A 15,105-nucleotide genomic window follows, 5' to 3' on the forward strand; every position below is an offset into this window, starting at 1 on the left:
AGAGCCTTCAGGCTATTGAATGGATTTGGGCACCACCGGCTCTCAATATAGGCTCCATGTGTCCGACCGCGCACTCATGGAGCGGTCTCAACCCTATCTGTCGCTTCCGAAGGCACGAGAATTTCGGTGCTTTCGATGACCAACTCGACGCGGCTGGCGACGACCTTGGTCCTGTTGTACATAAGCGCTGAACCATCACGGTCGACGTCCACGCTTTTGATGAACAACAGAGGCTGTCCGGACGCCACACGCAGAAGACCTGCGTCCTTCCCATCGGCGACTGTTGCACTCACACGTGTGTTCTTGCGCATGTAGCGTTCGATCCCGAAAGCCCGCAAGGCACCAGTCATGGTTCCCGCAACCTCAACCTTTGCAGATAGATTCGGGAAACGCCGTGCCGGAACCCAGGTATTGGCCAACATCACCGGAATATTATTTGCATCGCGCAATGCAACAATATGGAACACTTTAGCGCCCACGTTGAGCCCGAGCTGTGCTGCAATATCCTCGTCGGCCGTTTCCTCGCTCCAGTCCAGCACACGCCCACCCGGGATGGCGCCACTGGCCGAGACCAGATCGCTAAACCGCACCCTGTTCTGGATCGGGTAAGCTATTGGCGCGGCAGACACAAAGGTTCCACGTCCCTGATCGGCATAAAGCAGTCCCTCTCGGGTCAGCTCTGAAATGGCACGTCGCAGGGTATGGCGATTGACACCAAGAGATTCCGACAAGGCGGCCTCCGTCGGCAAACGACTGCCCTGCTCCAGCAAGCCACTGCGAATGCTTGAGCGAAGCCACTCCGCGATCTGCTTCCAGACAGCAGTCTTGGCGTGTCTATCTATCTTAACGAGCTGTGTCATACGCTGTGTTTTCAAGAATCCAACCCAACCATAAAACTCTCTATTTATCTATACAAAAAAATACCTTGGGCTTATGAAAACGTTAATCTGATTACACACGCCAAGCAATATTTTTTGCTTCAAGACACCTTCTCAAGTCTGAGTAACTACTGTCAAAATTGACTAAAAACTCCGACAAATTAGAACCATCTTCCGACTGACATGCACCCGGTCACGTCACTTGCGAACCGCGGAGCGTTTTAAATGCAAAAAGGCGCCGCCACCCGTCGTCGGGCGGTCAGCGCCTTTTCGTCACACATCAAATAAAAAATTTGAGGCGATAAAGGTTCCGGTTAGTTATCTTTTTTCTTCTGCTTGATGAGCCCGTTCAACATTCCATCAGGCAACCCAAGACCCTTTTCGACCGACCGCAGAACCTGATCGTCATTGGCTTTTCCGTCCAGAACCTTGTCGACATCAATGCTGCCATCCCCTTGCGCAGCATCCTTCAGGGCGCCCTTCGCGGCATCCGCCAAACCCTTGCGTACATCGGCCTTGCCAAGCGACTTGAAAATGCCGCCCCCCATCTGCCGAAGTTTGGCGTAGGCATCTTGCGGATTGTCGAGAATTCCCTTGATGTCCGGGTAGATCCGCGGGTTATCCCAGGAGCCTTTGACGATCACCGGCACGCCGAGACCATCCAGTTTTTCGGTCGCTCCCTTTTCGCGAGGCACCGGAACGCCACCGGCCTGATCTTCGCCGATACGCGGTTCCAGACGCCAATCAAGTTGGTGCGTAGAAAGGTTTGTCGTGCCCTTGCCGGTGACCTGAACCAAAGGCCCGGTCAAGCGCAGGTCCTTGTTGGTCGCAACACCGTTTTTCAGATCAAAGCTGGCATTCAGCGAGGTAACGTCAGTGCTCCCGGAAACGCTGTTGTCGAGCCCAAGCAATGTTTGCAGCGACAGTTTCTGGATCACCTTGGCGATATCGATCTTGGTGATCTCACCATCGGTGAGGCTCACTTGTGTCGTTCCGTTCAGGCTCTTCAGGAAATTCGTGCCGTTAACGCCGTTCGAGGTCAGATCCAGTTGAGCGCCCAACTTGCCATCCAACCAGTCAAAGTCGAACGCCTGTGTCAGCAATGGCTTTGCCTGTGCGCCTGCCACTTTCGCCTTGAATATCACACGCGGTGTGACGCCGGATGGCTGCAAGACAAACTGCCCGGTCGCTGTTCCACCGTAAAGTGCCGTCTTTTGCAACGTTGCGGTCGCCTTACCCTGATCCAGCGTTACATCGGCCATGGTGCTGTTGAGCGTGATCTTGTTCCAGGTGGTCTCATCCGAGGACAAGGCGAAATGCGCTTTCAGATCGCTGGACGACGCGGTTTTATTCGCCCCCCCTTATCTGACCCGCTGGATGTTGCAGGCTGCGCCGTTACAGAAGGGGCTGGTGAGCTGGAGGCACCATTTGCGGCCTCAAGAAAAGGATCAAGCGCCAGATGCTTGAAGTGGACCTTGGCGTCGAGTTGCGGCACCGAACCGGAGACGATTTTACCCTCGGCAGTTCCCTGCGTTGCGCCCCAGACGAACTGCGCATTACGAAAAGTCAGCGTGTTATCGCCCAGACCAAGCTGCGCCTGAGATGAAAAGCTCTGCAAGCTGTCGGGCAAGGCGCGGTCTACGCCAAGTCTTTTCAAAACCTGCGAAAGCTGTTTGGTGGAAATAGAAAGTGTTCCAGCCTCGGCACCGGAGGCTGCCGGATTGCCAACATACCCGACCGTGAGGGGCAACGCTTTGTCACCCGTCAGCGAAACCGTGGCTTTCGCGGTCTTTCCAGACAGCGCGACGGCCCCCTTGCCCGACAGGGCCAGATCGCCACTGGCAATCTTCAAGGCCTGAAACGACACTTCGTGTGGTTTTGCCAGAACCTGAGTGGAGAACGACACAGGCTGCCCCGCAAGTGATCGTTCGCCGGTCGCATTGGCGAGTGCTTGCGGGTCGCTGACCTGCCCCGTCAATGCCAGCTTGGCCGTCAAAGGTTTCGTGCCCAGCAGACCATTCGCTTTCAGGTCCACACCGCCCGCAGTCCCCGTCAGTTGTACCGACGTCGCATCACCCGCCGCAAACTTGGTCAGCTCGGACACTTTGCCCGAAACACTGACCGGAAGCCCGTTCCAAGCCAGCTTCCCGTCAAACTGTGCTTCCTTTTCCGGATCAGGCGCTGCAAACGAGACATTGATACCGGAGAGTTTTACATCTGTGCCCGAACGTGCATCCTTGTAGACGAGCGTCCCGTCCGTCACCGTGAGATTGTCGATACCAGGCGTGCTGCCCGGCTGACCACCGCCGCGGTCGCCCGATCCCATCGTTTCGTCGCCATCAGAAGCACTGACGTCAGAAGATTTCTTTGCGCCGGAAGAGGACCTCGTCGTGGCGTCGGTCGCATCGCCGCGCAAAGGAACACGCGCCGCCCGGGACGTCGCGCCGCTTTTGTCGACGCTCAGGAAAAACGCTGGCTGGGTGAGAGTGACACCGCTGATATGAAAATCGCCGCCCAACAAACTGTCCCAGGTCACCCCGAAGGACACCTGCTTTGCCTGCGCGAAATTCACGCCGTCCGCGCCAGCTGCTCCCGACAGCGACACATCATCGACCACCAGAGACGGCTCCGGCCACACAGCCACATGCACAGGCCCGTCAATGGCAAGCTTCCAGCCAAGAGAGGCATCCAACCGCGCCACGACCTGCTGTTTTAAAGCGCCGGTCGGCAACAGATAAGGCACGGCAAACACGGCGACCACCAGCAACAGGACGATCACGCCCAATGCAATCAGAATACGGCGCATGCAGTGCTCCTCTCAGCGTCAGCATAAGGTGAAGATCCACCTTATTTTGAGAGAAAGCGCAGCCTACGCCAGTCTGTCAACCACCACAGAGCGATCAGACGGTCAAATGCGCGCGCACTTGTTGTTCATCAAGATCTGCACGCGCGCCCGACAGGATCACTTCACCACGGTCCATGACGGCAAAATCATCCGCCAGATCCCGGGCAAACTCGAAGTACTGTTCAACCAGCACGATCGCCATGGTTCCCTGATCTCTCAGCCATTCGATGGCGCGGCCAATGTCCTTGATGATGGACGGTTGAATGCCCTCCGTTGGCTCGTCCAAAACAAGCAAGCGCGGCTGCGTGACAAGCGCACGGGCGATCGCAAGTTGCTGTTGCTGTCCACCGGAAAGATCGCCCCCCCGACGGCCAAGCATGGATTTGAGCACCGGAAACAATTCGAAAACAGCCTCCGGAATCTTCCGCTCTCGTCTTGGCAGACAGGCATAGCCGGTCTCCAGATTTTCCTTCACGCTCAACAGCGAAAAGATTTCACGACCCTGTGGCACCATGGCAATGCCACGTTTGGCGCGGGCATGAGGGGCCAGACGAGACACATCCTCGCCTTCCCAGGTGATACTGCCACCACTGATGGCGTGCTGACCGGTGATCGCCCGCAAGGTCGACGTTTTGCCGACACCATTGCGGCCCATGAGGCAGGTCACTTTGCCGATTTCGGCATTCAGCGACACCTGCTTCAGCGCCTGCGCTGCTCCATAATGCAGATTGATTGCGTTGACACTCAGCATGTTCTTCCCCGATTCCGGCGCGGTTCAACGGCCCAGATAGACTTCGACAACCCGTTCGTTCGCCGAGACATGGTCCAATGACCCTTCTGCCAGCACAGCCCCCTCGTGCAAAACGGTGACCCGAACCCCGAGCGCGCGCACAAAAGTCATGTCATGTTCAACCACGACAACGGAATGCTCGCGGGCAATATCGCGCAACAGATCGGCGGTCTCGGCGGTTTCGGCATCCGTCATCCCCGCTGCCGGTTCATCCACCAGCAGCAGTTTCGGGTCCTGCGCCAGCAACATGCCGATTTCCAGCCATTGTTTCTGGCCATGTGACAGGTTGGCCGCCAGCGTGTTGCGCTTGTCACCCAGACGGATCAGCTCAAGCAGCTCTTCAATGCGTATCCGCTCACGGTTCTTAAGGACGTGAAACAAGGTGGCAAACGGCCCGCGCGGTGCCTTGAGCGCCAGCTCCAGATTGTCCCACACCGTGTGACTCTCAAAGACAGTGGGTTTCTGGAACTTGCGTCCAACACCCAGCTCGGCAATCGACGCCTCGTCCTCTCCGGTCAGGTCAATGGTGCCATCAAAGAACACCTCGCCGCTGTCCGGTCGGGTCTTGCCGGTGATGACATCCATCATCGTGGTTTTCCCCGCCCCGTTAGGGCCGATGATGGCGCGCATTTCGCCCGGAGCAATATGCAGCGACAAATTGTTGAGCGCCTTGAAGCCATCGAAAGAGACGGAGACGCCATCGAGATAAAGGAGACTGTTGTTTCGCGCCATGGTCGTTACTCCGCCGCCTCGGCCTGTGGGGGATCCGGTGACGGGACCGGACGGCCCCCCGTCTTGCCCGCGTTCAGCATTGCGCGCTGCGCGCCTGTCCCGCAGAGCGGTCCAGCCACTCCCAAGGGTGCCAAGAATGCCCTTGGGCAAAAACAGCGTCACCAGCAGGAACAATGCGCCCAGAACAAACAGCCAGACATCCGGCAAGGCCGCGGTAAACCAGCTCTTACCAAAGTTGACGAGAATGGCCCCGATGATCGGTCCAGCCAGTGTGGCGCGCCCGCCAACGGCCACCCAGATCACCACCTCAATGGAATTGGTCGGCGAGAACTCCCCCGGATTGATGATGCCAACCTGCGGCACAAACAGCGCCCCTGCGACACCGGCCATCATGGCAGACAGCGTCCAGACGAACAGTTTGTAATGCTCAACACGGTAACCGAAGAAACGGGTACGACTTTCCGCATCCCGCACCGCCACCAGAACCTTGCCTAATTTCGACCGGGTGATCGCCCGGCAAATCAGGAAGCCCGCAATCAGCGCCAACCCAGAGGCAATGAAAAGGCCGGACCGGGTTGCATCCGACTGGACGTCGAAGCCGAGAATATCCTTGAAATCCGTCAGGCCGTTGTTGCCACCAAACCCCATGTCATTGCGGAAGAAGGCCAGCATCAGCGCATAGGTCAGCGCCTGAGTGATGATCGACAAATAGACGCCGGTGACCCGCGACCGAAAAGCGAACCAGCCAAAGATGAATGCCAGAACGCCGGGAACCAGCACCACCATGACGGCGGCAAACCAGAACATGTCGAAGCCAGACCAATACCATGGCAATTCCTTCCAGTTGAGGAACACCATGAAGTCCGGCAGAACCGGGTTTCCATAGACACCGCGGGAACCGATCTGGCGCATCAGATACATGCCCATGGCATATCCGCCCAGCGCAAAAAAAGCGCCATGGCCAAGAGACAGGATACCGCAATAGCCCCACACCAGATCGACCGACAGCGCCAGCAGCGCATAGGTCAGATACTTGCCCATCAGCGTCAGCGCATAGGTCGAGATGTGAAATGGACTGCTGACCGACGTCAAAAGATTCAAGGCGGGAAAGGCAAAAGTCACCACCAGCATGAGACCCAGAAAGGCACTGAAGCGGGCATCAAGCGTCTTGAAAAGATAGGATGTCATCATGCTTCCACTGCCCGGCCCTTGAGGGCAAACAACCCGCGCGGACGCTTCTGGATAAAGAGAATGATAAAGACGAGCACCAGGATTTTGCCAAGCACAGCCCCGGCGTATGGCTCCAGGAACTTGTTCAGGACCCCAAGCGACATGGCTCCGACAAGCGTGCCCCAAAGATTGCCGACACCGCCAAAGACCACGACCATAAAGCTGTCGATGATGTAGTTCTGGCCCAGGTTGGGCGAAACGTTGTCGATTTGCGACAGCGCCACACCGGCAATCCCGGCAATCCCGGACCCCAAGCCAAAGGTGAGAGCGTCAATCCATGGCGTGCGTATACCCATGGAAGCGGCCATACGCCGGTTCTGCGTTACCGCTCGGGTGAAAAGGCCAAACGACGACTGCTTGAGCAGGATCATCAGACCGGCAAACACCAGAAACGCGAAGATCAGGATGTAGAGACGATTGTAGGTGATCGTCATTTGGCCAAGTTGAAAGGCCCCGGACATCCAGTCCGGCGAGCCAACCTCCCGGTTGGTTGGACCAAAGATCGTGCGTGTCGCTTGCTGCAAGATCAAGGAGATCCCCCAGGTTGCGAGCAGGGTTTCAAGCGGACGTCCGTATAGAAAGCGGATAACACACCGCTCAATGATGACACCGATGACCCCTGCGGCCAAAAAAGCCAGCGGCAAGGCAATAAAAAGAGAATAATCAAAAAGCCAAGGGGCAGACCCACGAATGGCATCCTGCACCATGTAGGTGACGTAAGCGCCGATCATCACCATTTCGCCATGCGCCATGTTGATGACACCCATCACGCCGAATGTGATGGCAAGACCGATAGCTGCCAGCAGCAAAACCGAGCCAAGTGACAGGCCGTACCAAACATTCTGCGCCCCATCCCACAGCGCCAGCGTGTCTTGAATGCCACTGGCAGCCTTCGCTGCTGCATCATGCACAGCACCTTTTGTCTGATGAGTCGCGCCAAGCAGCAGTGACAAAGCCTGTCGACTGCCCATGGACTTGAGTTCGGCGACAGCGCTCAGTTTCTGCTCATCGCCCATGTCCGATTGTAAAACGGCGGCTGCGCGCGCCTGCTGCATATCGGCCCTGATGCCAGCATCTTTTTCCCGCGCAATCGCCTTGTCGAGAGCCGGAATGGTGTCCGGATCCTTGGATTGAAACATGGCGTGAGCGGCCTGACGGCGCACCTCAGCATCTGGTGAATGAAGCGTCAGTTCGCCGACGGCCGAACGCAAGGCCCGGCGCACACCGTTGTTGACGCGGATCTTGCTGACATCACGCCGACCGGCGTCTCCCGCCGATTTCATGGTGATCGGGTCGATCAGCGCATACCCCTTTGGCGCGCGTTCAACGATGAAAACCTGCTTGTCTTTCTTGCGGAAATACAACTTGCCGTGGCTCAAAGCCTCCAACGCAGCGGCCGCATGTGCATCGCCGGTCTCGACGATGGTGCCAATCTGCTTTTCCGTGTCCTGAAAGCTGCCCAGAGCCAACGCGTTGATCAGGGGACGCAACTGCTCGCCGGTCTCCTGCGCAAAAGCGCCTGCCCCCGACGACAGAATGGCGAGCAGAACGATGCCAGCGAGAACAAGAAGAGAGCGTACAGAAGGCATGCCGACACCCGCGTTGAGATGACAAGGGATCTCTGCCGCGACCCTCCCACCCCTCCAAAGAGAGCTGATCCAGAGCCGCGACAGAGAAGAAGAAAAAAGAAAGGAGAGGCACGAAGCCATCTCCTTTCAGGCTGCATGGGACTTTTAAGAACCAGAACCGCCACACTTACCGGTCTTCACATTGAAGTTGCCGCAGGACATCGGCTTGCGCCAATCCGAGATCAGATCCTTGGAACCCGGCAGATAGTCCGACCAGGCATCGCCTGCGACTTCGCCCGGAGTCTGCCAAACAGTTTCGAACTGGCCATCATCCTGAATTTCACCAATCAGCACCGGTTTGGTGATGTGGTGGTTTGGCATCATGGTTGCCGTGCCGCCCGAGAGGTTGGGAACGGAAACGCCGACCATGGCATTGATGACCTTGTCCGGATCAGTGGATCCGGCCTTCTGAACCGCCTTCACCCACATGTTGAAGCCAATGTAACTTGCTTCCATCGGATCGTTGGTAACGCGCTCTTCGTCCTTGGTGTAGGCGTGCCATTCATCAATGAACTTGGCATTGGCATCCGTATCAACGGATTCAAAGTAGTTCCAGGCGGCAAGGTGTCCGACCAGTGGCTTGGTATCGAGACCCGCCAGCTCTTCTTCACCAACGGAGAAGGCGATAACCGGAATGTCTTCTGCTTTCACGCCCTGATTGGCCAGTTCCTTATAGAAAGGTACGTTGGCATCGCCGTTGATGGTGGAGACCACAGCGGTCTTTTTGCCTGCCGAGCCAAAGTCCTTGATGGCGGCCACTTCCGTCTGCCAGTCAGAGAAGCTGAAAGGCGTGTAGTTGACCTTGATGTCCTCCGGCTTGACGCCCTTGGATTCCAGATAAGCCTTCAGGATCTTGTTGGTCGTACGCGGGTAGACATAGTCGGTGCCTTCCAGCACCCAGCGCTTCACGCCTTCCTGGTTCATCAGGTAGTCAACAGCCGGAATGGCCTGCTGGTTGGGGGCCGCACCGGTGTAGAAAACGTTACGCTCACTTTCTTCGCCTTCGTACTGAACCGGATAGAAGAGGATTGAATCCAGCTCCTTGAACACCGGAAGTACGGCTTTGCGCGATGCAGAGGTCCAACATCCAAAGACGGCAGAGACCTTGTCGGTCGAAATCAGTTCACGGGCTTTTTCCGCAAAGGTCGGCCAATCGGAAGCAGGATCGACGACAACTGGCTCAAGCTTCTTGCCGAGCAGACCGCCCTTTTCATTCTGCTCCTTGATCAGCATCAACATGGCATCTTTCAGGGTCGTTTCCGAAATAGCCATGGTGCCGGACAGGGAGTGCAGAATACCAACCTTGATCGTGTCGTCAGCAGCATAGGCACCCGTGATCATGGTGGAGGCCATGAGGCCGGCGATCACCAAGGCCGGACAGTCGGGCATTAAGTCTTGCAGTCATCATTTGTCCCCTCTTGTTGACCGCCAGGCGCTCCGTAAAAGCGGGAGGGCAGCGGCAGGACGACGCATCAATTTCGTCGCTGGGTAAATCGTGACTGCAATGTGGCGCGATCCCTATACGTCAATTGACGTAGACCGCTTGCGCATTTTACGCAGATGGCGCTGGGCAAACTGACAGGTCAGTGCAAACCGGCATGAAACCTGCTTTAACCAACGCAAAGATGAGGTACATGCCGCACAACCCGTCAGGACTGTGCGGTACAAGTGCTTGGCTGCGCACAGAAACACATCAATCGGGGGTGAGATGATAGCTTTTAGGGCAATTTGCCAATGACAGCGCGCCAACGCATCCTGCCGGTTCGGCGCAAATACAACCAGTGGGTCAACAATCAAACGCTGGAAGACTATGCCCTGCGCTTCACGGCCAAGAAAGCGCGGCGGTTCTCATCGCAGCGAATTTCTCAGACGGCCATCGGAGCGATCTCGTTTCTGGCGCTGGAAGCCATCGGCGGTGCCGTAACCCTGTCACACGGCACGCTGAACGCCATAGCCGCGATCATGATGGGCAGCTTGACTTTGTTGATCGTGGGGCTTCCTATTGCCCGCTACGCCATGCGTCACGGGGTCGATATTGACCTTCTGACACGCGGTGCAGGCTTCGGCTATATCGGCTCGACCATCACGTCGCTGATCTATGCCAGCTTTACCTTCATCCTGTTTGCCATCGAGGCCTCCATCATGTCGGGGGCGCTGGAATACGCTTTTGGCGTGCCGATCTGGATAGGCTACATCCTCAGTGCCGTCGCTGTCATACCGCTGGTGACCCATGGCATCACCTGGATCAGCCGATTTCAATTGCTGACGCAGCCGTTCTGGATCTGCCTCAACGTTCTGCCGTTCATCTTCATCGCCTTTTCCAGCAATCACAGTTTCTCCACCTGGCTCACCTTTGCCGGTCTCGACCGGGCCACCGGACTGGTCCGTGAGGGCGGTGCGCCCTTTAGCCTGATCAGTGCCTGCGCCGCCTCTACCGTCATTCTGGCGCTGATGGCGCAGATCGGCGAGCAGGTTGATTTTCTTCGCTTTACGCCACCGCAGAAAACGGCGCAGCGGCGTCATTGGCTGGCGCTGTTTCTTGCCGGCCCCGGCTGGGTGGTGATGGGCGCGCCGAAAATGCTGGCCGGGTCATTTCTTGCCGTCCTCGCCCTTAGCACCGGCATCCCGGTGGAACATGCAGCAGAACCCTCGCGCATGTACGCTGTGGCCTTTGGCTACATGTTGCCCTGGCACAGCCTCGTCATTCTGCTGATGGCCGCCTTCGTGGTGGTCTCACAGCTCAAGATCAACGTCATGAACGCCTATGCCGGGTCGCTTGCCTGGTCGAACTTCTTTTCCCGCCTGACTCACTCACATCCCGGTCGCGTCGTCTGGCTTGTCTTCAACGTGCTGATCGCGCTGTTGTTGATGGAGCTTGGCATCTACCGCGTTCTGGAGCAGGCGCTGGGTGCGTTCTCCATTGTTACCATGGCCTGGCTCGCGACGATTTCCGCCGACCTCTTCATCAATAAGCCACTGGGACTTGCGCCGAAGGAGATCGAATTCAAGCGCGCGCATCTCTATGACATCAATCCGGTGGGGACCGGCGCCATGTTGCTGGCGACAATCTGTGGCCTCGCAGCGCATTCCGGCACCTTCGGGCCAATCGGGGTGGCCGTCTCCTCCTATCTTGCCATGCTCGTCGCCTTTATCGCTGCGCCGACCATCGCATGGGCCACGAAGGGACGCTATTATCTGGCCCGCAAGCCGCGCCGTGCCTGGCAGAACAAGGAAACGCTGACTTGCTCGATTTGCGAAAACCCCTTCGAGCCGGAAGACATGGCGTATTGCCCCGCCTATCAGGCCCCGATCTGTTCGCTCTGTTGTACGCTTGACGCCCGCTGTCACGATCTGTGCAAGCCCAAGGCGCGGCTGTCCTATCAGGTCGGCACAATTGCCGCAGCAACCTTGCCGCAAAAGGTCGTTGACCTTCTGAACACCCGGCTTGGGCGTTATGTCATCACCACGACCACGTCCATCATAGCCATCGGTCTGGTGCTTCTGGCCATCTCATCGCAAGCCAGCGTGCATTACCCTGAAAGCGCTGCGATCGTCGCCCAGACAAGCCTGTTCATTTTCGTGATCTTTTCGATCGTCACGGGTATCGCATGCTGGTTTCTTGTGCTGGCCCATGACACACGCCGCGTGGCAGAAGAAGAATCCGCTCGCCAGAACACCTTGCTGCTCAATGAAATCAACGCCCATCGCAAGACAGATGCCGAATTGCAAAAGGCCAAGGACTTTGCCGAATCCGCCAATCATGCAAAGAGCCGCTATGTGGTCGGCCTCTCACATGAATTGCGCACACCCCTGAACGCGGTTCTTGGCTATGCCCAGTTGCTGGAGCGGGATTCACATCTGCCGACGAAAGCGCTGACGAACATCCACACCATCCGCCGCAATGCCGAACACCTTTCCGGCCTGATTGACGGCCTGCTTGATATTTCGCGCATCGAATCCGGACGATTGCAGCTTTATTCCAATGAAATCGACATTCACGAGTGCCTTGACCAGATCGTCGATATGTTCCGCATGCAGGCGGAGACCAAGGGGCTGGAATTTCGCCACAAGCGGGTCGCCCATCTTCCCCGCATTGTCCGCACCGACGAAAAACGGCTCCGCCAAATCCTTGTCAATCTGCTGTCGAATGCGGTGAAATTCACCCACGAAGGCGCCGTCACCTTTTCCGTCGACTATCGCTCGCAAGTGGCTCATTTCAGTGTGGTCGACGACGGCCCTGGCATCGCGCTGGAAGACCAGACAGTGATCTTCGAGCCCTTCGGGCGCGGCTCCAGTGAAACCGCTCTCAGCACGCCAGGTCTCGGACTGGGCCTGACGATCACCAAGCTTTTGACCGAAACACTGGGCGGAGCCATTGCCTTGTCCAGCGAGCCGGGCAAAGGCGCAAGGTTCGATGTGCGCCTGATGCTGGGAGCCGTCAGCAACCCGACCATCATCCCCTCGCATCTGACCCAACAGGTTACCGGCTATCAGGGAGCGCGTCGCACGATCCTCATTATAGACGACAATGCCGAGCATCGGGGTTTGCTGCGTGAGATCCTCGTGCCGCTGGGGTTCGACCTTTTGGAAGCTGAAAACGGCAAGCAATGTCTGGCGCTGACCCGGGCAGGCATTGAGGCCGACCTTTATCTCATCGACATTCTGATGCCGGACATCAACGGTTGGGACTTGCTGCAGAGCCTGAGGGAAAGTGGCGACAACACCCCGGCGCTGATGCTGTCGGCCAACATCAATGATCACACACTCAAACCGCAAGGCCCGGACCTGCACAATGGCGCAATCGCCAAACCGTTTGATCTCGACAAGCTGCTGGAAGCGCTGAAGCGGCATTTGCGCATCGATTGGATCACGGCAAAAGCTGTCGCGCAGCGCGCGCCAATCCTCACCCCGGCAGCGCCGATACAGCCCCAGTCCCGGTCTCATTCCTCGGCAGACGGAACTGCTCCGCCGATCGTTTCCGGAGACACTGCTGCGACCTTGCCGCCTGCACAGGTGCAAGACCTGATAAACCTTGGAGCTATTGGCTACATTCAGGGCATCGAGGCAAAATTAAAGGAGTTGGAGCAATTGCCCGACCATGCGCCGCTGATTGCCGCGTTGCGCGTGCACCTCATCCAGTTTGATCTGGATGGATACCGAAAAACTCTGGAGGATATCGCGGCCAATGGCTGACAGCTACAAGAGTATTGTCCTGATTGTCGATGATTCCCCCGACACTCTGGGGCTGCTGACGCAGGCGCTGGAAGATGCCGGCCTGACCTTGCTGGTGGCCACCAGCGGCAAGGCTGCGCTGTCGGTGGTCGAGCGCGTCACGCCGGACATGATCCTGATGGATGCCGTGATGCCGGGATTGTCAGGCTTTGATACGTGCCGCGAAATCAAAAGCCGACCGAACCTGCAGCATGTGCCCGTCATTTTCATGACCGGATTGAGTGAAACAGAGCACGTGGTGCATGCACTGGAGAGCGGCGGCGTCGACTTTCTCACCAAGCCGATCAATCTGGACGAATTGCAGGCGCGCATCCGGGTGCATCTGGCCAATGCCCGCTCGGTGCAAAGCGCCCGTGTCGCCCTTGATGCCGCGGGCCGTCACCTGTTGGCGCTGACCGCGACAGGGCAGATGCGGTGGGCCACGCCACAAACCTACGAACTGGCCGCAACGGCTGGCAACGGCGAGGCCATCCTGACAGAGATTGCCGCACAGCTTGGTTCGCTGCTGCGTGCCGGGCTTGACCGAACGAGCCCTGAAGCGATCCGGCTTGAGCCTGCCCCTGGCCTGTCACTGCATCTGAACTACATTGGCTCCATCGGCACCGATGAGGTGCTGTTCCGGCTGACGAGCGACGCCCATCCCAATGAGGACGAGATCCTCAAGCAGCATTTCGGCCTGACCAGCCGCGAAGCGGAAGTGTTGCGCTGGATTGCGAAAGGCAAGGCCAACAAGGACATTGGCGAGATTCTGGGCTTATCACCACGCACAGTGAACAAGCATCTGGAGCAGATCTACGAAAAGCTCGGCGTCGAAAATCGCGCCTCTGCCGCCGTCCGTGCCGCTCAGGCGCTGCATTCCTTGTGAAACCAGCCTTCAGCACATACCGCTGCGAAAATGCGTCCTCTTTTTACCGGGCTCCCCCTTGCACTCTGCCCGGCTTTTCCCTATAAGCGCTCGGTCCAGAGTCGTCCGGCCTCTTCGGGAGCCGTTCTTTTATTGTCTTTCTTTCAGCTTTGCCTGCGATGAGACATGAAGTGCTCCTGATATTTTCAGGGCATGCCGTGGCGACGTCTCGATGCACCACAAAAGACTGCGTCCGGGTCACCGGATGCGCCAATGAAAGGATGCAAAATGCCCAAGCTGAAAACGAAGTCTGGAGCCAAAAAGCGCTTCAAGCTGACTGCAACCGGCAAGGTGAAAACTGCTCAGGCCGGCAAGCGCCATGGCATGATCAAACGCACGACCAAGTTCATCCGCAGCGCACGTGGCACCACCACGCTGTGCGAACAGGATGCAAAGATCGTGAAAAAGTTCCTGCCCTACGGCTAAGCCAAGCACCTGTTTTAAAGGAGTTATCACATGTCGCGCGTAAAACGGGGCGTCACAGCCCATGCACGTCACAAAAAGGTTCTCAAGGCTGCCAAAGGTTACTATGGCCGTCGCAAGAACACGATCCGCATCGCCAAGCAGGCCGTCGAAAAGGCAGGCCAATATGCTTACCGCGACCGGAAAAGCCGCAAGCGCAATTTCCGCTCGCTCTGGATCCAGCGCATCAACGCTGCTGCACGCCAGCACGAGCTGACCTATGGCAGCTTCATCAACGGCCTGAACAAGGCTGGCATTGAAGTCGACCGTAAGGTTCTCTCTGATCTCGCCATCAACCAGCCGGACGCATTTGGCGCCCTGGTTGCACAGGCAAAGGCTGCTCTGGCCGCTTAAGTCGAAAGACAGCCAGACGGACGAACAAAAAACAAAAAGCGCGCCTCGCG

General features: G+C 57.4%; 11 protein-coding genes and 1 pseudogene. 4 read left to right on the forward strand and 8 right to left on the reverse strand.

The window, feature by feature from the left end; all coding sequences use genetic code 11:
- Window positions 1–74: 74 nt before the first annotated feature.
- From phnF to urtA, 8 genes and pseudogenes are all read right to left on the reverse strand, one after another.
- The gene (gene phnF / locus AC0L7U_RS10115; RefSeq protein WP_473690387.1) at window positions 75–860 is read right to left on the reverse strand and encodes a phosphonate metabolism transcriptional regulator PhnF; all 786 of its coding nucleotides are present in this window, start codon (window positions 858–860) and stop codon (window positions 75–77) included.
- A gap of 332 nt (window positions 861–1,192) precedes the next feature.
- Complete coding sequence (locus AC0L7U_RS10120; RefSeq protein ID WP_473690388.1) at window positions 1,193–2,188, reverse strand: AsmA-like C-terminal region-containing protein; 996 nt, start codon at window positions 2,186–2,188, stop codon at window positions 1,193–1,195.
- Between the two features lie 14 nt (window positions 2,189–2,202).
- A complete protein-coding gene (locus tag AC0L7U_RS10125) occupies window positions 2,203–3,684 on the reverse strand; it encodes an AsmA family protein (RefSeq protein ID WP_473690390.1) in 1,482 nt (493 codons plus the stop codon).
- A 94-nt stretch (window positions 3,685–3,778) separates the two neighbouring features.
- A complete protein-coding gene (urtE, locus tag AC0L7U_RS10130) occupies window positions 3,779–4,474 on the reverse strand; it encodes an urea ABC transporter ATP-binding subunit UrtE (protein WP_473690392.1) in 696 nt (231 codons plus the stop codon).
- Window positions 4,475–4,498: 24 nt separating this feature from the next.
- Window positions 4,499–5,245, reverse strand: a complete 747-nt coding sequence (gene urtD, locus AC0L7U_RS10135; RefSeq protein ID WP_473695755.1) for an urea ABC transporter ATP-binding protein UrtD — start codon at window positions 5,243–5,245, stop codon at window positions 4,499–4,501.
- A 72-nt stretch (window positions 5,246–5,317) separates the two neighbouring features.
- Window positions 5,318–6,436 (reverse strand): annotated as a pseudogene (urtC, locus tag AC0L7U_RS10140) (urea ABC transporter permease subunit UrtC); the annotation flags it as partial.
- The gene (urtB, locus tag AC0L7U_RS10145; protein ID WP_473690394.1) at window positions 6,433–8,064 is read right to left on the reverse strand and encodes an urea ABC transporter permease subunit UrtB; all 1,632 of its coding nucleotides are present in this window, start codon (window positions 8,062–8,064) and stop codon (window positions 6,433–6,435) included. The gene urtB and the pseudogene urtC, both read right to left, overlap by 4 nt.
- A 144-nt stretch (window positions 8,065–8,208) precedes the next feature.
- Window positions 8,209–9,492, reverse strand: a complete 1,284-nt coding sequence (urtA, locus tag AC0L7U_RS10150) for an urea ABC transporter substrate-binding protein (RefSeq protein ID WP_473690396.1) — start codon at window positions 9,490–9,492, stop codon at window positions 8,209–8,211.
- A 345-nt stretch (window positions 9,493–9,837) separates the two neighbouring features.
- On the opposite strand from urtA, the gene AC0L7U_RS10155 reads away from it, so the two are divergent.
- From AC0L7U_RS10155 to rplT, 4 genes are all read left to right on the forward strand, one after another.
- Window positions 9,838–13,296, forward strand: a complete 3,459-nt coding sequence (locus tag AC0L7U_RS10155) for an ATP-binding protein (RefSeq protein ID WP_473690398.1) — start codon at window positions 9,838–9,840, stop codon at window positions 13,294–13,296.
- Window positions 13,289–14,200, forward strand: a complete 912-nt coding sequence (locus AC0L7U_RS10160; RefSeq protein ID WP_473690400.1) for a response regulator — start codon at window positions 13,289–13,291, stop codon at window positions 14,198–14,200. Before AC0L7U_RS10155 ends, AC0L7U_RS10160 begins: the two co-directional genes overlap by 8 nt.
- A gap of 267 nt (window positions 14,201–14,467) precedes the next feature.
- Entirely contained in the window at window positions 14,468–14,665 is a 198-nt protein-coding gene (gene rpmI, locus AC0L7U_RS10165) for a 50S ribosomal protein L35 (protein WP_473690402.1), read from the forward strand.
- 30 nt (window positions 14,666–14,695) lie between these two features.
- The gene (rplT, locus tag AC0L7U_RS10170) at window positions 14,696–15,055 is read left to right on the forward strand and encodes a 50S ribosomal protein L20 (protein ID WP_473690404.1); all 360 of its coding nucleotides are present in this window, start codon (window positions 14,696–14,698) and stop codon (window positions 15,053–15,055) included.
- Window positions 15,056–15,105 lie beyond the last annotated feature (50 nt).

It is taken from the genome of Roseibium sp. 10G30-5 (assembly GCF_055809635.1).